The sequence below is a fragment of the Kitasatospora sp. NPDC006697 genome, assembly GCF_042869935.1.
GTDB lineage: Bacteria > Actinomycetota > Actinomycetes > Streptomycetales > Streptomycetaceae > Kitasatospora.
Genome location: NZ_JBIAGU010000002.1, coordinates 21,716 through 43,952, shown reverse-complemented (window position 1 = coordinate 43,952; position 22,237 = coordinate 21,716). Strand labels below are relative to the sequence as shown.

Annotated in this window: 11 protein-coding genes and 1 pseudogene; 7 read left to right on the top strand and 5 right to left on the bottom strand. The window is 69.9% G+C overall.

Annotated elements, in window-relative coordinates; all coding sequences use genetic code 11:
* Nucleotides 1–11: 11 nt before the first annotated feature.
* A complete protein-coding gene (locus ACFYNO_RS03225; protein WP_388004398.1) occupies nucleotides 12–968 on the bottom strand; it encodes an ABC transporter permease in 957 nt (318 codons plus the stop codon).
* An 8-nt stretch (nucleotides 969–976) separates the two neighbouring features.
* Nucleotides 977–2,134: an ABC transporter substrate-binding protein gene (locus tag ACFYNO_RS03220; RefSeq protein ID WP_388004395.1), complete on the bottom strand. Its 1,158-nt coding sequence runs from the start codon at nucleotides 2,132–2,134 to the stop codon at nucleotides 977–979.
* 373 nt (nucleotides 2,135–2,507) lie between these two features.
* On the opposite strand from ACFYNO_RS03220, the gene ACFYNO_RS03215 reads away from it, so the two are divergent.
* Entirely contained in the window at nucleotides 2,508–3,305 is a 798-nt protein-coding gene (locus ACFYNO_RS03215; protein WP_388005464.1) for a GntR family transcriptional regulator, read from the top strand.
* Nucleotides 3,306–3,353: 48 nt separating this feature from the next.
* On the opposite strand, the gene ACFYNO_RS03210 is transcribed toward ACFYNO_RS03215, so the two are convergent.
* Nucleotides 3,354–4,982, bottom strand: coding sequence for a phosphonate degradation HD-domain oxygenase (locus ACFYNO_RS03210; protein WP_388004392.1), 1,629 nt, complete (start codon nucleotides 4,980–4,982; stop codon nucleotides 3,354–3,356).
* Nucleotides 4,983–5,380: 398 nt separating this feature from the next.
* On the opposite strand from ACFYNO_RS03210, the gene ACFYNO_RS03205 reads away from it, so the two are divergent.
* Together ACFYNO_RS03205 and ACFYNO_RS03200 are read left to right on the top strand one after the other, a co-directional pair.
* A complete protein-coding gene (locus ACFYNO_RS03205; protein ID WP_388004389.1) occupies nucleotides 5,381–6,472 on the top strand; it encodes an amidohydrolase family protein in 1,092 nt (363 codons plus the stop codon).
* A 45-nt stretch (nucleotides 6,473–6,517) separates the two neighbouring features.
* Nucleotides 6,518–7,195 carry a uracil-DNA glycosylase gene (locus ACFYNO_RS03200; protein ID WP_388004386.1) on the top strand — a complete coding sequence of 226 codons (678 nt, stop codon included), beginning with the start codon at nucleotides 6,518–6,520 and terminating at the stop codon, nucleotides 7,193–7,195.
* A gap of 416 nt (nucleotides 7,196–7,611) precedes the next feature.
* On the opposite strand, the gene ACFYNO_RS03195 is transcribed toward ACFYNO_RS03200, so the two are convergent.
* A complete protein-coding gene (locus tag ACFYNO_RS03195; RefSeq protein WP_388004383.1) occupies nucleotides 7,612–11,667 on the bottom strand; it encodes a hypothetical protein in 4,056 nt (1,351 codons plus the stop codon).
* Nucleotides 11,668–11,809: 142 nt separating this feature from the next.
* Between ACFYNO_RS03195 and ACFYNO_RS03190 the strand changes: the two genes are divergently transcribed.
* The 4 genes and pseudogenes from ACFYNO_RS03190 to ACFYNO_RS03175 all read left to right on the top strand — a co-directional run.
* Complete coding sequence (locus ACFYNO_RS03190) at nucleotides 11,810–12,118, top strand: hypothetical protein (RefSeq protein WP_388004380.1); 309 nt, start codon at nucleotides 11,810–11,812, stop codon at nucleotides 12,116–12,118.
* Nucleotides 12,119–12,800: 682 nt separating this feature from the next.
* Nucleotides 12,801–19,208, top strand: coding sequence for an RHS repeat-associated core domain-containing protein (locus tag ACFYNO_RS03185; protein WP_388004377.1), 6,408 nt, complete (start codon nucleotides 12,801–12,803; stop codon nucleotides 19,206–19,208).
* A gap of 121 nt (nucleotides 19,209–19,329) precedes the next feature.
* The gene (locus tag ACFYNO_RS03180; protein ID WP_388004374.1) at nucleotides 19,330–19,776 is read left to right on the top strand and encodes a hypothetical protein; all 447 of its coding nucleotides are present in this window, start codon (nucleotides 19,330–19,332) and stop codon (nucleotides 19,774–19,776) included.
* A 94-nt stretch (nucleotides 19,777–19,870) separates the two neighbouring features.
* Nucleotides 19,871–20,059: pseudogene (locus ACFYNO_RS03175) on the top strand (uracil-DNA glycosylase); the annotation flags it as partial.
* Between the two features lie 43 nt (nucleotides 20,060–20,102).
* On the opposite strand, the gene ACFYNO_RS03170 reads toward ACFYNO_RS03175, so the two are convergent.
* Complete coding sequence (locus tag ACFYNO_RS03170) at nucleotides 20,103–21,869, bottom strand: ABC transporter ATP-binding protein (protein ID WP_388005461.1); 1,767 nt, start codon at nucleotides 21,867–21,869, stop codon at nucleotides 20,103–20,105.
* Nucleotides 21,870–22,237: the final 368 nt, after the last annotated feature.

Sequence of the window (22,237 nt, the reverse complement as noted above, 5' to 3'; positions counted from 1 at the left end):
CGAGGTGGAGGTCAGCTGAGCCACTTGGCACTCCGGCGCTGGAGGGGCAGGTAGATCGCCATCACCAGGCAGGCGACCACGATCATGTCGAGGCCGAGGGCCAGCGCCAGGTTGCCCTGGCCGACCAGCACGTTGCCGGAGAGCGCGTCGCCGATCTGCATGGAGATCAGCGGGATCGAGCTGCCGACCATGGCCTCGGCGGTGGCGTAGGCGGCGAACGAGGCGCCGAAGAGCAGCACGTACCCGCCGAGCAGCGAGGGCAGCAGCACCGGCAGGGCCACGTACCGCCAGTACTGGAAGGTGGTCGCGCCGTTGTTCTGGGCGGCCTCGCGCCACTGCACCCGCAGGCCCTCCAGGGCCGGGGTGATGGTGAGGATCATCAGCGGGACGAGGAAGTAGAGGTACACGATCGCCAGGCCGTCGAAGGTGTACAGGCTCCAGCCGTACTTCTTCAGGCCCAGGCCGGTGGTGACCTCGCCCGCGTTGCCCAGGGTGGCGACGAACATGAAGGCCAGCGGCACGCCGCCGAAGTTGGCCAGCACGCCGGAGCCGGAGGTCACCAGGTCGCGGAAGATCCGGAACCGCGAGGTGGCCACCGCCTGCGCGAGCGGCAGGCCGACGACGGTGCCGATCAGCGCGGTGAGCGCGGAGAGCTTCACCGAGCCGAGCAGGGCCGTCCAGTAGGCGCCCTGCAGCGAACCGGTGAGGTTCGAGAACGTGAACGTGCCCCCGCCGCCCGGGGCGTCGGAGGAGGTGGTGAAGGCGCCGATGGCGATGGCCACGGCCGGCAGGCCGAAGCCCACCGCGAAGAAGACCAGCAGGGGGAGCGCACCGAGCCAGGCCCGGTTGCGGCGGCGGGTGGCCGTGGGGGCGGCCGGGCGGGCGTGCTGAGCGGGGCCGGGGGCACCCCCGCCGCCGTTGGAGTCAACGGCGGCGGAGGGCGGCACCGGGGTGGGAGCCGTAGTCATGGTGCGGTTCAGCCCCCGATGGCCTTCGCCCAGTTGGAGGTCACCGCGGCCTTGGCGGCGTCCTGCTGGGCCTGGCTCGGGAAGGTGGTGAAGGGCTTGGAGATCGCCGGCAGCTTGGCGACGGCGGTGGCGTCCAGGGTGTTGGCGGACTTCATCGCGTCGAACTCGGCCGGGGTGGCGTAGCCGCCGAGGAAGCCGTTCTGGCCCTCGGCGCTGTAGAGGTACTCCTCCCACAGGCGGGCGGCGGCCGGGTGCGGCGCGTCCTTGTTGATCGCCTGGTTGTAGTACTGGGCGAAGGAGCCGTCCGAGGGGATCGACACCTGCCAGGTGATGCCCTTCGGCTGCAGCTTGTCGGTGTAGCCGGTGTTCAGGTACGACCAGTCGATGGTGATCGGGGTCTCACCGTTCTCGACCGTGGAGGAGGTGGCCTCGACCGGGTTGAAGTTGCCGATCTGCTTCAGCTTGCCGAAGAAGTCGATGCCCTGCTGGATGCTGTCGAGCGAGCCGCCGTTCGCCAGCGAGGCCGCCCAGACGGCGCTCAGCGCGGCGTTGGCCTTGGTCGGGTTGCCGTTCAGCGCGACCTGGCCCTTGTAGGCCGGGTTCAGCAGGTCGGCGAAGGTCTTCGGGCAGGGGTTGACCCGCTGCGGGTTGCAGCCGATCGAGACGTAGCCGCCGTAGTCGTTGTAGGTGGTGGCGTCGCCGGCCTTCATCGAGGCCGGGATCTGGTCGTAGGTGGCGACCTTGTACGGGGCGAACAGGCCCTGCTGGCTGCCGGAGATCGCGAAGGCGGTGCCCACGTCCACCACGTCGGGGGCGCGGTCCTGGCCCTTGCGGGAGGTGATCGCGTTGATCTCGTCCTGGCTGGACCCGTCCGGGTTCTCGTCCTCGATCTTGATGCCGTACTTCTTGGTGAAGTTGTCCATCAGCGTGCCGTAGTTCGCCCAGTCGCGCGGCAGGGTGATGACGTGGAGGTTGCCCTCCTTCTTCGCGGCCGCGACCAGCGCGTCCATGCCACCCAGGTCGGCGGCCGAGGCGGCGGTCTTGGCGGACTTGCCGTTGGCCGTGGTGGCCGAGGACGAGCCCGCGGAGCCACAGGCGGTGAGGGAGAGCGCGGCGGCGGTCAGCACAGCCGCAAAAGCGGCGGCACGGGCGCGGTTCACGGTCACGGGAGGATCTCCTGGATCGAGGTGCGGCAGAGTCGCACGGGCAGGTGCGCTGGCTGCGACATGGAGAGGGGAGCGTCGGAGGAGCGAGATTGGCGCCAAGTTGGCTGGCCAACTTCGCCCGACGCCGGTAAGTACGCCGGACTACGGTGACCAGAAGGTGAACAGGTGCCCCAGAACAGGGGTCGGCTGCGGGAACGGTGGCTTCCGGTCGGTGTACAGCCATCCATCTGGTGCGCGAAGGAGGAGGTCGGAGCGGATAAGGTCGGGCCAGTCCTCAGCCACGATCAGCAGGCCGGACGCACCACGATCAGCAGGCGGGACAGCGAGTCACAGGCGGGGGAGACCGGTGTCAGAGACCATCACGGAGAACGCGATGCAGCAGGACGAGCCCGAGGGCCAGGAGGAGTCGGGCGGCGCGGTCGAGGCCGGTGGCGCGCTCTACCGCCGGGTGGCGGCCGACCTGCGCGAGGCCATCACCACCGGCGCCTACGGCGAGGCCGGGCGGCTGCCCGCGGAGGGCGCGCTGGCCGAGCGGTACGGCGTCTCGCGCGGCACGGTCCGCCAGGCGCTGGCGGTGCTGCGGGCCGACGGCCTGGTCACCTCGCGCCGGGGCACCCGCCGGGTGGTGCTGGGCAACGCCCGGGTGCAGAGCTTCTCCGAGCTGCTGAGTTTCACCCACTGGGCGCGCTCGATGGGGGAGGAGCCGGGCGGCCGGCTGGAGTCGCTGCTGCGCCGGCCGGCCGACGCCGCCGAGCGCGAGCAACTGCGCCTGGAGCCCGGGGCGGAGGTGTACGTGACACTTCGCCTCCGCACCCTCTCGGGCACCCCCGTGATGGTGGAGCGGACCATCTACCCGCCCCATGTCGGCATGCTGGTGGCCCAGTTGCCCGCCGACGTGGTCTCGCACACCGAGCACCTGCGGGAGCACGGCATCCTCTTCACCGACGCCGACCACACCATTGACGTGGTCACCGCGAACGGCGACGACGCCCGGCTGCTCGGCTGCCGGCGCGGCGCGCCGCTGCTGCGCGAGCGGCGGCGCACCACCGACCCGACCGGGCGTCCGGTGGAGTGGTCGCAGGACCGCTACCTGCCCGGGATGGTGGCGTTCAGCGTGCACAACTCGCTGGCCACCTCGGCGCTCTCGCGGCACGCGCGGGCCGACGACTGACGGCGGTGCCGGGGCGGCCCGCCGCCCCGGCACCCGGCCCGGGCCGGGTCAGGCGCGGGCCATCAGGGCGGCCAGCAGCGGGCGGTAGGCGGCGAAGCCGGGCACCTCGGCGGCCGGGTCCTTCGCCTCGTCGTCCCACCGGCGGACCGCCACCGCGTCGGCGGCGCCCGGGAGTTCGGCGAAGGCGGCGGCCTGCTCGGCGGTGAACGGGCCGCCCTGCACCAGCAGGGTGTACTCGGAGGCCTCGGAGAGCGCGGCGCGGTAGGCGGGCTCCACGGTGCAGAGGTAGCGCTTGGCGGCCACGTGCAGGCGGACCGGCTCGGTGACGCCCGGGCCGAACCACTGGGCGAGCCAGTCGGCGCCGGTGTCACTGTGGCGGTTGTCCTGACCCTGCATCAGCTGACGGCCCGTCACCACCTCGGTGCTGTGCTTGTCGAAGAAATGGCCGACATCGTGCAACAGCGCGGCGGCGACCAACTCGTCGCAGGCGCCCGCCTGCCGGGCCAGCGCGGCGGCCTGCAGCATGTGCTCGGCCTGGGTCACCTGCTCGCCCAGGTACTCGCCCGCGCCCTCGCCCTCGAAGAGCTCCTGGAGGCGGTCCAGGGCGTCCGACTGCCGGTCCAGCACCGCCAGGGTGGCCGCCAGGCCGTCCAAGTCGGCGTAGCAGCCCTGGAGATGGCGTCCGCCGGTCCGCTCGAAGGCGGTCCGGGCGTGCATCAGGCGGGTGTTGTCGAAGACCACGCAGTCGCCCGGCTCGAGCCGGAAGGCCAGCTGCAGCCCGGGGCGCAGGGTGATCGCGGCGAACCGCCGGTAGGCGGCGTAGAACCGCTCCAGCTCGGCGTCCGGCAGCCGCAGCCGGCCGATCGAGCGGTTGTTGAACCGCACCTCGCGGATCCGGCCCAGCGGGTCGGTGCCGATCAGCGGCCGGTCGGCGCGCAGCTCGGTGCCGCGGTCGCGGAAGACGAACGGCACCAGCGTGCGGGTCAGCACCGCGAAGTCCTCCGGCGCCTCGGTGCGCAGCAGGTCGGCCGCCCGGAAGCCGTCCACCAGGGCGGAGTCGCCGCCCTCGGCCGCGTTCTCCAGGCAGTGCAGCAGCTGCAGGGTGGGCACCGGGTCGCGGTAGGGGTTGTCGGTGTGCGGGGCGATGGCGGCGCTGGTGAAGGCCAGGTTGTTGGGGTCCGGCTCGACCCGGACGTCGAACAGGTCGCCGTAGTTGGTCCGGCGCACGAAGCCGAAGCTCTCCGCCACCTCCAGCACCCGGCCCGGCTCGGCCGGCACCCCGCGCAGCACCGCGAAGCCCAGGTGCTGCACGGCGCGCAGCACGGCGGCCCGCTCGGCCGGATCGGCCAGGTAGGCCTCCCAGCCGGCCTCCGGAATCCCGGCGGCGAAGTCGGCCGCCCGCCAGAGCCGCTTGCCCCGCTCGGTGCGCAGGTCGCCGGCGTCCTGCTCGGCGGGGGTGCCCGGCTCGGCGAGCAGGTCGGCCGGGTAGCGTGACCGGTGGCCGTCCGACCAGAGCACCTCCAGCAGGCCGTCCACCCCGGTGCTCGCGGCGACCGCCAGTTCCTCGGGCAGGTCGGTGATCTGGAAGAGCTTCTGGCCGCTGCGCGGGTCGCGGCACTCGGCGCACGGGCAGTTGTCCCGCAGCCAGAAGGCGGGGCGGGCGAGGGGGTCAGGCATGGCGGGCCCTTCGTGAACACAGGCGGCGAAGTTGTATAGCCAACTTTGGCTGCCTGGACCCTGTCGGGCGCAGGTGAGCAGCGCGCGGCCGGCAGCTGGCCGGTGCGTGAACTCCCCGGGGCGCACGGAAGCGCACGAAAGCGCCCGGGCCCGACGGATACGGGGGATGGTCCGTCGGACCCGGGCGCCGGGGCCCACCGGCGGCGATGGCGCGGGGCGCGACCGCGAGCGGTGAACCGGAGGAGCGGCCACGGCGGCCGGGCGGACGGCCGTGTGGGACCGACTCCGGCGGGGAAGGTCTGACGGTGAGTCAATCATTCTTGTCATGTCCGGTCAATGCGGCGCCCGTGATCAACACCTCAGGTCCGCCGCCCGGGCCGCCGTCGTAGAGTGCGGGCATGACGGATGGCGCGGTGCTGCACATCAGGGGCCGGGTGCTGGTCGGCCCGGACGAGGTCCTGGACGAGCTCTGGGTGGTCGACGGGCGGGTCAGCCTGACCCGGCCGACCGGCGCCCAGGACGTCCGCACGGTCACCGGCTGGGCGCTGCCCGGCCTGGTGGACGCGCACTGCCACGTCGGCCTGGACGCGCACGGCCCGGTGGACGCCGGCACCAGCGAGAAGCAGGCGATCACCGACCGGGATGCCGGCACCCTGCTGATCCGGGACGCCGGCTCGCCCAGCGACACCCGCTGGGTGGACGACCGCGAGGACCTGCCCAAGATCATCCGGGCCGGCCGCCACATCGCCCGGACCCGCCGCTACATCCGCAACTTCGCGCACGAGATCGAGCCCGGCGACCTCACCGCCTACGTGGTCCGGGAGGCCCGGCGCGGCGACGGCTGGGTCAAGCTGGTCGGCGACTGGATCGACCGCGAGGTCGGCGACCTGGCCGCCTGCTGGCCCGGCGACACCCTGGCCGAGGCGATCGCGGCAGCGCACGCCGAGGGCGCGCGGGTCACCGCGCACTGCTTCGCCACCGAGTCGCTGCCCGACCTGCTGGCGGCCGGCATCGACTGCATCGAGCACGCCACCGGCCTGACCGAGGAGCTGATCCCGGTCTTCGCCGAGCGCGGCGTGGCGATCGTGCCCACCCTGGTCAACATCGCCACCTTCCCCAAGCTCGCCGAGGGCGGCGAGGCCAAGTTCCCGAACTGGGCCGCCCACCTGCGCCGGCTGCACGAGAACCGCTACCGCACGGTCGGCGCCGCGCACGAGGCGGGCGTGCCGATCTACGTCGGCACCGACGCCGGCGGCTCGCTGCCGCACGGCCTGGTCGCCGCCGAGGTCGCCGAGCTGACCAAGGCCGGGCTGACCGCCACCGAGGCGCTGAACGCCACCACCTGGGGAGCGCGCGCCTGGCTCGGCCGGGAGGGCTTGACCGAGGGCGCCCCCGCCGACCTGGTGGTCTACGGCGCCGACCCGCGGGCCGACGTCCGGGTGCTGGCCGCGCCCGAACTCGTCGTGCTGCGCGGGCGCCCGGTGGCCTGACCTGGGGACATGAACCCCTGCCGGCACGGCCGATAGGGTGAACCCATGGCACCGCGACCACTGCACGAGATCGTCGAACCCGGCTGGGCCGAGGCCCTGGAACCGGTGGCCGGGCGGGTCGCCGCCATGGGGGAGTTCCTGCGCGCCGAGCTGGCCGCCGGGCGCACCTACCTGCCGGCCGGGCCCCATGTGCTGCGGGCGTTCCAGCAGCCGTTCCGGGACGTGCGGGTGCTGATCGTCGGCCAGGACCCGTACCCGACGCCCGGCCACGCGGTCGGGCTCAGCTTCTCGGTGGCGCCCGAGGTGCGGCCGCTGCCCGGCAGCCTGGTCAACATCTACCGGGAGATGTGCCAGGACCTCGGCTGCCCGCCGCCGAGCAACGGCGACCTGACGCCCTGGACGAACCAGGGCGTCCTGCTGCTGAACCGGGCGCTCACCACGGCGCCCGGCAAGCCCGCCGCGCACCGGGGCAAGGGCTGGGAGGAGGTCACCGAGCAGGCGATCCGCGCCCTGGTGGCCCGCGGCGGCCCGCTGGTGGCGATCCTCTGGGGGCGCGACGCCCGCAACCTGCGCCCGCTGCTGGGGCAGGTGCCGGCGATCGAGTCGGCGCACCCGAGTCCGATGTCGGCGAGCTACGGCTTCTTCGGCTCGCGGCCGTTCAGCAAGGCGAACGAGATGCTGGCGGCCCAGGGCGCGCAGCCGGTGGACTGGCGACTGCCGTAGTCCTGCTGACGGCTGATCGTCGGGCTGGTTCCGGGTATCGGGCCGGCGAATCCATTCCGTCGCAGCAATTGAGTTCAGTAGCCCGAATCAGCCCGCGCTGAGCACTGCGCCTGATGGTGGCGCGTTGCCGTTCCCCAGCCCCTTCCGCGGGATGGTTGCTGCCGAGCCCTCTCACGTATTCGCCTCACCTCTAGCCGGGCGCTGGTGACGTACCTGAAGTCCGTCGGCGCCCACGCGCCAGGTCTGACTGTGGAGAGCTACCACCGGTTCGCGTCGGGCTACCTGAGCTCGGTGACCGGTCGTCCAGGGCCGTCCGGCCAACCGAACCTTCTGGTTCCCCCTTCACAAGTCACCGCTCACCTCCTGCCCTGAAGGCCGGGCACCCCGTGCGGGGTGCCCGGCCTATGGATGTCGGGTCAGTGCTGAAGCGTCGGGGCGGTATGGGGAGCGATGTTGGGCTGGACGGTCACCGTGCCGCCGCTGGAGGCGGTGGCGGTGATGTACTGCTGGGCGAGAGCCTGGTAGTAGGCGTTGTTCGGGTTGCTGCTGGTGAGGTAGGCGGAGTTGACGGTGGTCGGGGCGCCGGGCGCGGCGACGGCACCGGCGAAGTCGACCGCACCGTCCGCGTTACCGTTCAGGTAGGAGCCCGGGGAGCCCAGGATGGAGGCGTTGACCGCCTCGCGGACTGCCTCGAAGGAGCTGTTGGCTGCAATCCGCGGGTCCGGCGGGATGGTGGCCACGTAGACCGTCTGCACGCCGATCGGATTGGTCAGCCCGGTGTCCGCGTAGTACTTGCGCACCTGCTGGACCAGCGCGACCAGGCGCTGGTTGACGGTGGCAGCTGAGGCGCCGGCCAGGATGTCGCTGGTTCCGGAGGAGATCAGCACGGTGCGGACGTTGGCGTTGTCCAGGATGTTCCGGTCCGCCGGGTTGGTCGCACTGGTCGGGTTGGCTGCGTTGCTGACCTGCGGCAGCAGGGTGTTGCCCGTGCCTTGGCCGTTGCTGCCCTCGTTGAGGACGCCGTACGGCACGGAGTTGCCGTTGGCAGCGGCCAGAGCACTGGTCAGCGTGTCGGCGAGCCGGTAGCCGTTGTTCTGCGTGGCGGTGTCGGCGTTGATCGTCTGGTCCCCGTAGAGCACCAGCGAGCCGGTCACCGGGGCGGTGCCGTAGGTGACGTCGATCCCGGCCAGGTAGGGCACACCCACGATCGGAACGGTGAAGTTGGCGGCGGCGGTATCCCCCGTGTGGTCACCGCTGTTCGCCGTGGTGGCCCAGACGGTGGCCCCGTACTTGTCGTGGACCGGAATGTTGTTGACCGTGCCGCCCAGCTGGTAGCTGACCAGCAGCGTGCTCTGGTCCGCCACCGTGAGGTCGACCGGGTCGCTGAACACCTCGCCGCCGGCCGGGATGGTCACGCTCGCCGAGCCCTTGAAGGTCACCGAGGTCGGCGTGCCGCTCGCAGCGGCGGTGTTCGCCGCCGCCTGCGGGGCGACCGAGACGTGCGGGAAGGTCACCGGGGAGGCGCCCAGCGCGTTGGACAGGTGGATCCTGACCTGGCCGCTGGTGCCGCGGGCGTTGCCGAGCGAGATCTGCGCCGGAACCCGGAAGGTCTGGTTGGTCCAGCTGCCCCAGGTGGTGTCCTGCTGGGCCGCCCAGGTGCCGGTCCAGTTCTGCGAGGTGCCGGCGACGAAGGAGGAGGAGCGCAGGCCCAGGCTCAGGACGTGCATCGCCGGGTTGGCGGCGGTGACGCCGTTGGAGACCACCGGCAGGGTCACGCTGGCCACGGCCTGGCCGGGGCAGGCCAGCGGCACCGAGATCGCGTACACCCGGCTGCTGTGGCCGGCCGGGCCGGCGTTCAGCCGGTTCCAGTGCGGGAAGTTGATCGCGACCGCAGTGCCGATGCCCGGGCTCCAGTCCGGCATCTCGTCGATGCTGTAGGACTGGACGTTCGGGTTCTGGCCGGCGAGGTTTTGGCACGGGGCGCTGTAGGTGATCGTCCCGGAGGCGTTGTTGATGTTGCCGTAGGTGCCGAAGCCGAGCAGCACCAGGGCGTTGCCGCTGTTCGAGGTCAGCGAGGTCATGTCGACGGTCTGGCCGTCGGCCACGATGTTGTCGAACTTGCCGTCGGCGTAGCTCGGCAGCGTCATCGGCGCGCCGTTGACGGTGATCTTCGCCCCCGGGGTCCAGCCGGCGTTGGCCAGGTCGGTGGCCGAGAGGGTCTGGCCGGTGCCGTCGGCGCCGCCGCCGGCCGCGGCGGTGTTGTTGTCGGAGCTGATCGCCGTGTTGTTCAGGCAGGCGGTCATGTTGTTGATCGCGCAGTTGGGCGGCGCGGGCGCGAGCCGCAGGACGTCGAGGCCGAACTTGTAGCCGTAGCCGACGGTCGAGGCGTTCTTGTTGACCATGGTGACCGTCAGGGTGTGCACACCCTGGGTGAGGCTGACCGGGTTGCCCTGGCCGTCCTTGGGGATCCCGAAGTCGCGGTAGGTGGTGGTGACGTAGGGGCTGTAGCCGTCCACCGGGTTGTCGGCCGGGACCAGGGTCGACGCTCCGTTGTCCAGGCTGACCGAGAGCTGGCCGAAGCCCGCCGACTGGGTGAAGTTGCCGCCCAGGTCCCAGTAGCCGGCCTTCGGCACGTCGAAGGAGAAGACGACCTTGTCGTTCAGCGCGGTGTGGCCGGTGCTGCCGTTGTCGGTGAACAGGGCCTGCGCGCCGTCGGCGAAGTGGATGTCGCAGCAGTCGTTCTGCACGGCGATGACGCCGCCGGCGCTGACCGTTGCGACCGCCTTGGGCACCGAGGTGGTGGTCCTGTCGTTGTTGGTCGCGGTGTAGCCGTTGACCAACTGGTCACCGTAGACGTAGCTGGGTGTGGTGGTGCCGGCGTAGAAGAGGTAGGTGCTCTCGGCTGAGGTGAAGCCGGACTGGTCCACGGCCTTGGCGTAGAGGCGGTGGGGTCCGGTGGTGCCGGGAGTGAACTGCGCCTTGGCGAAGCCGTTGACCGACATGCTGCCGGTGCCGTTGCCGTTGTCCGCCGTCAGCCAGTAGGTCTGGCCGGCCTTCGGGGTTCCGGTGCCGGTCCAGGTGGGCTGCTGGCCCTGCGCGCTCCAGACGGTGGAGCCGAGGTCGCCGTCCATCGAGACCAGGTAGCCCGCGACGTTGTTCGACTGGTCGTTGGTGACGGTGAAGCTGCCGACGTCGCTGAGCGAGCCGCCGAAGGCGTTCTTGGGGAACTGTGGGGACTGCACCGTGGGAGGGTTGGGGGCCTTGGTGTCGACCGTGAACACGTGCCACGGTGACCAGCCAGACCACATGCCGCCCTGCTGGCTGTGCACGACGCCGCGCCAGGCATAGGTGCCGTCGGCCAGGCCGCTGTAGGTGTAGGCCCCGCCGACCGAGGTGTAGGCGGAGAAGAGCGCGCCGACCACCTCGGAGGTGCTGGTGCCGTTCGCCCAGTTCCAGATCTCGTAGCCGGACTGGACGGACTCGCCGTCGGGGTCGCTGCCGGTGGCCTTCATGGTGACGCTGTTGCTGTTGTCGAAGGCGCCGCCGAAGTTGGTCACCAACGGCGTCGTGGTGTCGCCACCGTCCAGCCGTGGTGCCAGGTAGTAAGTCACCGACCACTTGGTCTGCGTCGGGTCGATCTTCTTCCACTCGTACTTGTTGCCCTCGTCCTGGGCATCGACCTCGAAGGTCCGCCAGCCGCCGTTCGCCGCACCCTGGGCCATGGAGGTGACGTTGTAGTCGTCAAGGCCTTGGCCACAGCTGGAGGTGTAGTGGCCCAGGCAGTTGGTGTTGGTGGTGACCAGTGTGGACGAGCCACCGGAGGGCTTATTGCCCCAGTCGAGTCCGCCGAAGTAGATGTCGGAGTCGACCCAGACCTGGGTCGGCTCCGCGCTTCCGTCGGCGGCCCAGGACATGTACGGGTAGAAGTGCGCCTCGGTCACCTTGGCGCCCTGGAAGCCCGAGGAGTCCATCTGGAAGTACGACCGGAAGACCGTGTTGCAGTTCGTCCCGCAGTCGTAGCCGGGCCAGTAGGTGTCGTAACCGAGCCTGGCCTCGTTGCCCGAGGTGTCCTTGGCGTAGCCGGAGCTGATGCTGGCCCAGGCCTGCACCGAGGGGTTGCCCGACCAGGCGGGGTCGATGTAGATCGGATAGACCGTGGCCGGGTCGGTGAGCAGCCCGCGGTCGGGGGTGATCGCCAGGTCGCCGTTGTCCAGGGTCATGTTCATCCGGGTGTGGTGGGCGTTGCCGCCGGGACCGCGGATGTCAGAGGGGTGGGGGTCATTGCCAGGGCCGCCCGGCGGCGTCGCGGCCTCCGCGCGGTCCGCTGCGGCGGCCGAGCGGAACTGCGGGCCTGTTGGCGCCGGCTTGGCGGTGGCAGAGTCCCAGACCAGCGGCGGGTCGGCATGGAACACCGTGGTGCCGTTCGCATCCTTGGCCTCGGTGTCACCACTGACATTCTGATGCAGCGTCAATCCATCTACGGACGTCGCGAAATGCAGCGTCGCCAGGGCCGGATTTGCCGCCGCGGCAGCCGACTTGACGACCAGGACCTGACTGAATCCCTCATTGGTGGCGGTCATCTCCAGATCGACGTCCGGCAGCACCGAGGGATAGGTGACCGTACTGTCGGAAACCGTCGGTGTCGGCAATGTGGTCGGCCAACTGAGCGACACCTTCTTGCCGTTGCTGGTCATGGTGACCAACGGACCCGTGCCGCCGCCGGAAAACGCGATGTCCGCGGTACTCGCACCGGGTGCGAATGATCCGTCCGTCCGACGGGCCAGCCTGGTGTCGACCGGTACCCAACCGGCTTCCTTTCGGATGCGGACCGGTCCCGCGTTCTGCGTGAGCGTCAGCGTGCCGTCCGGGTTGGCAACGGTCTGCGCGTTCTCCTTGGTGAGCGCGTCGACCACCACTTGGTGATGGCTCGTCTTGGCCTGGACCACCGCCTCGGCCTGGGCTTTCGCCAGGGCCGGATCTGTCCTGGCGGCCGAGCCGAGGCCTGATGGAATCGCGGCTTTCGTCCCGGCGTCGACCGCCAGCGCCGGCACGTTGAGCAGTGCGCCGGTGATGGCGCTGAGCGCCAAGACGGTCAGTACGCGCGGCGGCCTGAGATCCCGTCGCTTTCGCGTGCGAAGGGATGTGAACTTGGTCATACGACCGTGCTCCCCCAATTTCTGTTCTTCCGGCGCGCCGCAACCCGGGCGCCGCACGTTCGCATTCTGAGACTTGCGGCCCGCTGGGTGCAGCTCGGGGCCGGCGACACCTCGATCGTTATGTCCAGATAGATCAACACAAAGCCGAGTTTTTCAGGGGGGCGGGCGACCGATCGGTTATGGAAATGTGATGTCAGGTCACGCATACCCGGACAGCTGGGCATCTGACGATGCGGCAGCATTGCTGCCTCAACTTATTTAGGACGGGGTGGATGAGAAACCTATTCAGTTCAGGGCGGGGCCCCCGGTACGGATTGCGCCGATCCGCGGGGATCCTGGTGGCCGGGGCGGTTCTGGCGACCGGCGGCGCCAACGCCGCCGCGACACCGGCCTTGGCGGCTACCAAGGCCGCGAAGCCGAGCGCACCCGCGATACCCAAGGACAGGCAGGTGCCGTTCAAGCGGGCTCCCGACGGCAAGGGCACGGCCGCGGCACCGGTCCCGGCCTTCGACCCGACGGTGGCGGCCAAGCTTCCCGCCGCGGGCTCGGCAGTCGTGGACCTCAGCAGCACGTCAGTCACCCGGCAGGCGGCTCGCGCTGACGGACTGGCCCAGCAGCAGGCGGCACCGGTGCGCGCCGGTGCGCTGCCGGTGCTGATCGGGCGTCCGGCCGATGCGGAGGGCTCACCTTCCCGGGTGCAGGTCACCCTCGCCGACCAGACCATCGCGCAGGCCGCCGGTGTGCACGGCGTGCTCTTCTCGCTCGCGCCCGAGGACACCGCGGCCGGTTCCGGCACGACGACGGTGACGGTCGACTCCTCCTCCTTCCGTTCGGCCTTCGGCGGCGACTACGCCTCGCGCTTGCACTTGGTGCAACTGCCGGGCTGCGCTCTGACCACTCCGCAACTGCATGAATGCCAGACCCAGACGCCGGTCACCGCGGTGCCGGGCCAGGCACTGACCACCCAGGTAAAACTCGCCGCCAAGCCGGCCGGCACGGTACAGGCGATGGCGATGGCCGCGCCGGCCACCGCCACCAACTCGACTGCCACCGTGCTGGCCGCCACTTCCACGCCCAACGGCTCCGACGGCAGCTACTCGGCCACGCCGCTCTCCCCGGCAGGTACCTGGACCGCCGGCGGCAGCACCGGCTCCTTCCACTACTCCTACCCGATCAAGCTGCCGCCGGCTATCGCCGGGAGCAGCCCGGACGTCTCCCTCTCCTACGACTCCTCGACGCAGGACGGGCGCACGGCCGGGACGAACAACCAGTCCTCCTGGCTCGGCGACGGCTGGAGCTCGGCCGAGTCCTACATCGAGCGCAGCTACAAGTCCTGCGCCGATGACAGTACTTCGGGCGCACCGCAGTACTCGGGCGACAGGTGCTGGGCCGGCCAGTCCCTGACCCTCTCACTCAACGGCCAGTCGACGCAGCTGGTCTACGACGACAAGACGCACACCTTCCACGCTCAGCAGGACGCGGCGACCGAGAAGGTCGAGCAGCTCTTCCTGTCGGGCGGCGCGAGCAACGGCACCTACAACGGCGAGTACTTCCGGGTGACCCAGAACGGCACCCAGTACTACTTCGGCCTCAACCAGCTCCCGGGCTACAGCTCCGGCAAGCAGGCTACCCAGTCGGTCTACACCGAGCCGGTCTACGGCGCCCACGCGGGCGATCCGTGCAACGCCTCGACCTTCGCCTCCTCCTCCTGTACCCAGGGATGGCGCTGGAACCTGGACTACGTCGTCGACCTGCACAACAACGCGACCGCGTACTACTACCAGCCGGAGACCAACTACTACGGCGCCGATGCTCAGACCACCGGCGTGCCCTACATCCGCGGCGGCTACCTGACCCGGATCGACTACGGCATGACCGCCTCCACCGTGTACAGCGGCACCGCGCCGGAGCAGGTCCAGTTCGCTGTCGCCGAGCGCTGCCTGCCCGGGACACCGGCCGGCAACAACTGCACGGACGACCAGTTCACCACCTCCAACGGCGCCTACTGGCCGGATGTGCCGATCGACCAGAACTGCGCACCGGGCGTCGCCTGCCAGGCCTACACGCCGACCTTCTGGTCACGGAAGCGACTGACCAGCATCACCACCCTGGTCCAGATCAACGGCGCCACCCAACAGGTGGACCGCTACGACTTCACCCAGTCCTTCCCGGACGGCGGCGACCACGCCCCGACCCTGTGGCTCGATGCGATCACGCGCACCGGACTGGACACCGCCGGCGGCACCAGCGGAACCGCCAGCACGCCGGTGACCAGCTTCGACCCGCCGAACCAACTGCCCAACCGGGTCGGGACGGTGCCGAACCTTCCGGTGATGTACCACGACCGGATCAGCAGCATCACCACCGAGACCGGCGCGAAGATCAGCGTCACCTACGACCAGACCCAGTGCACGCCGAGCAACGTGCCGAGCGATCCGTCGACCAACACCCTGCCGTGCTTCCCGGTGCTGTGGAAACCGCCCGGCTACACGACCAATCAGGCCGACTGGTTCTACACCTACACGGTCCACAGCGTGAGGACCCAGGACCTCAACGAGACGAACCAGGACGGCACCTACCCCGAGCTGCTGACCACCTACAAGTACCTGGGCGGCGCCGGCTGGCACTACGACGACAACGAACTCGTCAAGCCGGAGAACCGCACCTACGGCCAGTTCCGCGGCTACGGCCGAGTGGAGACCCGGACCGGTGACACCACCGTCGCCCACACCACCAACGGCACCAGGGTTTCTGACCAGCTCACCCTGACCGCCACCACCTACCTGCGCGGGCTGTCCAACAACACGGCCGACGGCACAGGCGGTTCGGCGGTCACCGTCACCTCGCAGGACGGCAAGTACAGCGCCGGCGACTCCAACGCCCTGGCCGGTGAGGTCTTCGAGACCGACGCCTACACTCGCGACGGCGGCTCGATCGACCACGCCACGGTCACCATCCCGACCATCATCGGCCCCACGGCCAGCCGGGCCCGCACCGGCCTCGCGCCCCTGACCGCGCAGATGGTGCGCACCGCCACCACGTACAACAGCCAGGCGGTCTCGTACGGAACGCGTAGTACCGAATCGGACACCTTCTACAACACCACGCTCGGCCAGCCGACCACCGGCATGGCGGTGCAGGCGGACGACCGCGGTGAGGTGGCCGCGGCCGGCAACACACCCAAGTGCACCTTCACCCGGTACGTCGAGAACCCGGTCGAGACCCTGGTGCTGACCGCCGAGACCATGGTCAACGCCCAGGACTGCACCAGTGCGAACGCCGGCCAGACCGGGGCACTGATCTCGGACAAGCGGACCTCCTACGATGGCAACGCCTTCACCTGGGACGGCGCCAGCCCGGCCGGCAGCGCGCCGGCCAAGGGCGAGCCCACCCTGACGGAGATCGGCTCGGCGGCGAACGGCGCGGTCGCCACGGCCTACCTGGCCGAGTTGAAGACGGGCTATGACAGCTACGGCCGTCCCGTGACGGTTACCCGCACACCCAACTCGACGGCTCCCGACGGCAGCAGTCTGGCCCAGACCACCACCACCACATACACCCCGGCCAACGGCGCGGTTCCCACCGGGACGACGGCGAAGGTCCAGGTCACCGCGGGCAGCAGCCCGACCTACCAAAGCTCGACCGTCACCCTCGACCCGGCTCGAAACCTGCCGATCGAGAAGGTCGACGCGGCCGGTCTGAAGACCGACCTCGTCTACGACCAACTCGGCCGCCTGACCGGCGTCTGGCTGCCCGCGCAGTCCAAGACGGCAGGCGCGAGCGCCAGCCTGACCTACAGCTACGCGGTCTCCAACACGGCACCCACTGCCGTCACTGCCAAGAGCCTGCTCGACAACGGCTCGTACAAGTCCACCGTGACCCTGTACGACGCGCTGCTGCGCACCCGCCAGGTGCAGGCCCAAGCGGAAAACGGCACCAGCACGGTCAGCGACACGCAGTACGACTCGCACGGCTGGACGGTGCTGAGCAACAGCAACTACAACGTGGCCGCCCTTCCGGGTAGCACCCTGGTGATGGTCGCGCAGAACAGCGTCCCGGACACCTTGGTCACCGACCACGACGGCGAGGGCCGGGCCACCGCGACCAACGAGGAGCACAACGGCACCACCCCCGCCGGCATGACCACGGCCACCGTCTACACGGGCGACAGCCAGACCGTCTTCCCCAAGGCCGGCGGCGTGGTCACCAGGACCGTCACCGACGCTCGTGGGCAGCAGAGCGAACTGGACCAGTACACCACCGCCCCGACCCTGACGGGCACGGCGCAGACCGGGTACACCGCCACCGGCGGGATCATCTCGGCAACCCGCTACCGCTACAACGCGGCCGGCAAGCAGACCGCGATGACCGCACCGGACAACACCTCCTGGTCGTTCAGCTACGACCTGCTGGGCCGCAGGACCCAGCAGACCGACCCGGACGCCGGAACCTCGACGTACGGCTTCGACGACGCCGGAAACCAGGTGTCCGACTTCGACTCACGGAAGATCGAACTCGACTACAGCTACGACCTGCTGGGCCGCAAGACCACCGAGACCGACAAGTCCACCGGCGCCAAGCTCGCGTCCTGGCTCTACGACACCCTGCAGGCCGGCAAGCCGACCTCGACCACCCGGTACACCTCCGGTGGCAGCTACACGGTCGCCACCACCGGCTACACCTCGCTCGGAAAGCCGACCGGCACCACCATCACGCTGCCGAGCACCGAGGCGCCACTGCCCACCACCTACACCACGACCTTCGCCTACTCCACCAATGACCAGTTGCTGATCGGCCAGACCGACCAGCGGGTGCCCGGCGCGCTGGCCGGCGAAGCGCTCAGCTACAACCGCGACGCGCTCGGCAACGCGACGTCCGCCACCAGCGGTCTGTGGACCTACGCGCAGAACGTGGTCTACACCAACTACAACGAGCCGTCCCAGATCACCTTCGGCCCCTCGACCAACCCGGCCTGGGCGACCTACAGCTACGACGACCAGACCCGCCGCCCCTCCGAGCTGCTGCTCAGCCGGACCCAGGCACCCGGCCCGACGGTCGACGACATCACCTACGGCTACAACTCTGCGGGCGACCCCACCTCGGTGGTGGACAAGCAGGCCGACACCAACACCACCGACACCCAGTGTTTCCAGTACGACGCCCTCGACCACCTGGCACAGGCCTGGACCGCTGCCGGCACCTGCCCGGCCACCGGCACCGGTCCGTCCTCGGCGACGGTGGCCGGCGGCAGCGCCGCGTACTGGGAGTCCTACAGCTATGACCCGGTGGGCAACCGGACCGGCATGACCAGCCACGCGGTGAACGGCGCGACCGGCGACACGGTCACCACCTACACCAACGGCTGCACCGGCACCTGCCCCAACGGCCCGCAGCCGCACACCCTGGCCACGGCCAGCGTGACCGGCCCGGCCGGCACCAGCAGCACCGCGTTCGGCTACAGCCCGACCGGTGCCACCACCACCCGCACACCCTCCAACGGCCAGGCGCAGAACCTGCACTGGGACGACGAGGGCCGGGTCGACGTGATCACCCAGGGCACCAACAGCACCACCAAGTACCTGTACGACGCGGACGGCAACCTGCTGATCCGGCGCGACCCCGGCCAGACCACGCTGTTCGCCGGCGACACCCAGATCGTCGTCAACACCGCGGTCACCCCGAACGTGCTGCTCGGCGGCGTCCGTACCTACACCCTGGGCGGCAACACCACGGTGGCCACGCGCTCCACGCTGCCGAACGGCGGCACGGAGTACGTGCTCAACGACGCGCACGACACGGCCGTCCTCGGCCTGGACATCACCACCCAGAAGGCGACCCGCAAGCAGTACACCCCCTACGGCCAGGCCCGCGGTACTGCCACCGGCTGGACCGATCCGACCCGCGGCTTCCTCGGCAAGCCCCAGGACACCAGCACCGGCTACACCGATGTCGGCGCCCGGCTCTACGACCCCGGACTCGGCCGCTTCATCAGCGACGATCCGGTCCTGGAGACCAACAACCCGCAGGAGCTCGGGGGATACGGCTACGCGGCCGGCAACCCGGTCGCCGGCTCGGACCCGACCGGCCTGTCCGTGAACCCGGACATGGTCGATGGTGGTGGCACTGCGTGTACCTACGTGCTGAAGGACCCGTGCGGCACACACGGGGACGACGAGGACGATGACGGCGGGGGTGGCGGCGGCGGGACCGCGGGAGATGCGGCGGATGTCTTCTGGGGCGCAGTGGTCGGTGCGGCCAAGTTCGGCGAAACCGTCGAAAACGTGGTCGACCCGATCTGCTGGTTCATCGATGACTGCAAGGGCGGCGCAAAGGCCGTACAGGACTTTTCCCAAAAGCACGGGGCTCACCCGGGAACCTTCCAGTTCGACTCCGGAGAGACCGCCGGCATCGGGCTGAGCGGTGCCGGCCTGGGGCCGGTCGGAGAAGAGGCCGATGGTGCCGTCAGCGAGCTCGGCGCCATACTGGAAGAAAGCGCCGGAGCACGGAATCCGGATCTTGTCTGGGCGACTGAAAGCTACGACGGTTGGCAGCATCTCCTGGACCGCCACCGGATCGGCGCAAAGCTGTACGACGCCGAGAAGAAGGGCGCCTTCATCGGAAAAGAGAAGAAGGTGAAGCAGTGGATCCAGCAGGTGGTCAAGGACAATCCGGCACTGCCGAACACCGATGGCCGTGACGGCTTCATCTACCGAGGGCGGGTAAGCGGCGTCGGCATCAACGGCGTAGGAATCCTGAGCGGGCAGCAAGCCCGTGGACTGGCGAGCGACACGGCTTACGGAATCGAGGTGATCGTGAACCCGGACGGTAGCCTCCGGACCGCCTACCCGATTCCTTAATCAACAACTGTGATGATAGGGTGGCCGCGGCGGAATTCCGCCGCGGCCACCCTGTCATCGTCCTGAAATTCCTGGAGAGAGTCGATTGTTTCGCGTTGATATTTCCCCGAGTTCGATGCGAGTGCCGACCGAGAAGATGGCGGCCTCCCTCGGCTCTGCCAGCGAGATGGATCTCCGATACGGATACTTCGAGACAGATGTGAAGATCACTGCGGAAGGCATGGCAGAAGCCCTCCCCGGAATCACTCTCCTGGACTTCGTGTTCTGCTTGCTCCGGGCGGCCGATGCGGTGATGCACGGAAAGACGGGCCGTGCCGGCTTCACAGAAGACGACACATCCATCACCTTTCATCCCGAGGGGTCGGACGTAATGATCCTGCGCTCCTGGGACCCCGCACCGGGCCGGTGTATGACGGACGAGTTCATCTCCGGAGTCCGCCTTTTCGTCGTGACGGGGCTGGAGCTCATCGTCGGGAAGTATCCGGTCTTCGCAGAGAATCCGGCCTACCACAAGCTTCTGGCCATGGGGGCAGGGCTGGAGCTGCCACCGTCCGGATCGGCTCGGTGAGACTCTCAGGCCGTGTGCGCTACTGGAGCCGCAACGGGCCTTGATCGAGCCGCTGGTCACCGCCTGGAAGCAGGAGCGGGGCCCGGCGATCAGAGGACCCGCTTTCTCGGTGGCGCCCGAGGTGCGGCCGCTGCCCAGCAGCCTGGTCAACATCTACCGGGAGCCCGCCGCGCACCGGGGCAAGGGCTGGGAGGAGGTCACCGAGCAGGCGATCCGGGCCCTGGTGGCCCGCGGCGGTCCGCTGGTGGCGATCCTCTGGGGCCGGGACGCCCGCAATCTGCGGGGGCGGGGTCCGGACCCCGCCCCCCTTCGCGCGCTGCTGCCGCTCAGGAGGCCGTGACGGTCTCGGCCTGCGAGGCGAACTGGGTGTGGTAGAGGTCGGCGTAGAGGCCGCCGGCGGCCAGCAGTTCCTCGTGGGTGCCGCGCTCGCGGATCCGGCCGGCCTCCACCACCAGGATCTGGTCGGCGTCCCTGATGGTCGACAGCCGGTGCGCGATCACCAGTGAAGTCCGCCCGGCCAGGGCCGACTTGAGGGCGCGCTGGATGGCCAGCTCGGACTCGGAGTCGAGGTGCGCGGTGGCCTCGTCCAGCACCACCACCGGGGAGTCCTTGAGCAGCAGCCGGGCCAGGGCCAGCCGCTGCTTCTCGCCGCCGGAGAGCCGGTAGCCCCGGTTGCCGACCACGGTGTCCAGGCCGGCGGGCAGGCTCGCGATCATCTCCCAGATCCGCGCCGCCCGGCAGGCCTCGACGATCTCCTCCTCGGTGGCCTCGGGCCGCGCGTAGTTCAGGTTGGCGCGGATCGTGTCGTGGAACAGGTGGGAGTCCTGGGCCACCACGCCGACAGTCTCGTGCAGCGCCGACAGGGTCAGGTCGCGCAGGTCGGCGCCGTTGATCCGGATCGCGCCCGAGTTCGGATCGTAGAGCCGGGGCACCAGGTGGCTCAGCGTGGTCTTGCCCGCACCGGACGGGCCGACCAGCGCGGTGAGCTTGCCGGCCGGCGCGGTGAAGCTCAACTCCCGCAGGATCCACGGGTTCCCGGCCCGCTCGGCGGGCGGCAGCGCGATCGACTCCAGCGAGGCGAGCGAAACCTCCTCGGCCGAGGGGTACTTGAAGGAGACCCGGTCGAACTCGATCTCCGGCGCGCCCGATCCGCCGGCCGGCGGGGCCGGCAGCGGGCCGGCGCCCGGCGCCTCGGCGATCAGCGGTTCGAGGTCCAGCACCTCGAAGATCCGGTCGAAGCTGACCAGCGCGGTCAGCACGCTGATCTGCATGTTGGAGAGCTGGTTGAGCGGCGCGTAGAGCTGGGTGAGCAGGGCGGCCAGGGCGACCAGGGTGCCGAGCTGCAGGTGGCCGTGGATCACCAGGACGCCGCCGATGCCGTAGGTCAGCGTGGTGGTCAGGGCGGCGAGCAGGCTGATCGTGACGAAGAAGAGCCGGCCGAGCACCTGCTCCCGGATCGCCAGGTTGCGGGCCCGCCCGGCCCGGTCGGCGAACTGCGCGGCCTCCCGCTCGGGCCGGCCGTAGAGCTTGACCAGCATCGCGCCGGAGACGTTGAACCGCTCGTCGAGCAGGCTGCCGAGCTCGGCGTTGACCTCCATCGTGCCGCGCGCGTAGCGCTGCACCCGCTTGCCGATCAGCCGCCCGCCGAGCAGGAAGAGCGGGATCACCACCAGCGCCAGCAGGGTGATCTGCCAGGACAGGTAGAGCATCGTGCAGAAGACGAAGACCAGGGTCAGCACGGTGGAGACCGACTCGGTCAGCACCGAGGTGACGGCCTGCTGGGCGCCGATCACGTCGGTGTTCAGCCGGCTGATCAGGGCCCCGGTCTGGGTCCGGGTGAAGAACGCCAGCGGCTGCCGCTGCACGTGCTCGAAGACGCTGGTGCGCAGGTCGTAGATCAGGCCCTGGCCGATCCGGGCCGAGTACCGGGCCTGGACGATCACCGCGCCGGCGCTCAGCAGCGACAGCGCGGCGATCACCGAGGAGACCCAGAGCACCATCTTCAGGCTGCCGTTCACGATCCCCTCGTCGACCAGCACCTTGAGCAGCAGCGGGGTGAGGGCCGCCGTGAAGGCATTCAGTGCCGTTATCACGAGCAACAGCAGGATTGTCCAGCGGAACCGTCGGGTGAACGGAAGAATTCTTCGCACCGTGCCGCGCTTGACCTGCTGGCGGGTAACTTCCTCATCGACCCGAATGTGTATGCCGAGGCCACCGATCATGGCTTTTCAGACCTCTTCCTGAGGAGGGCGCATTCGGCCCGTGGGTAGGTGTCGGACTCTAGGGGACGGCGCCGGGCCCGGCCCAGGCCAGAGGCCTCGGGGCGGGTGTTCAACCGGTGCGGTGGCCCAGTTGAACAGCGGTCCGCGGTGGTCCCGGGTTGAGCGTTGATCACCCCTCGGGCAGCGGTCCATAGTTGCCGAAGTGCGCGGGACGAATCGATTCCCCGAGATCGCGCTTC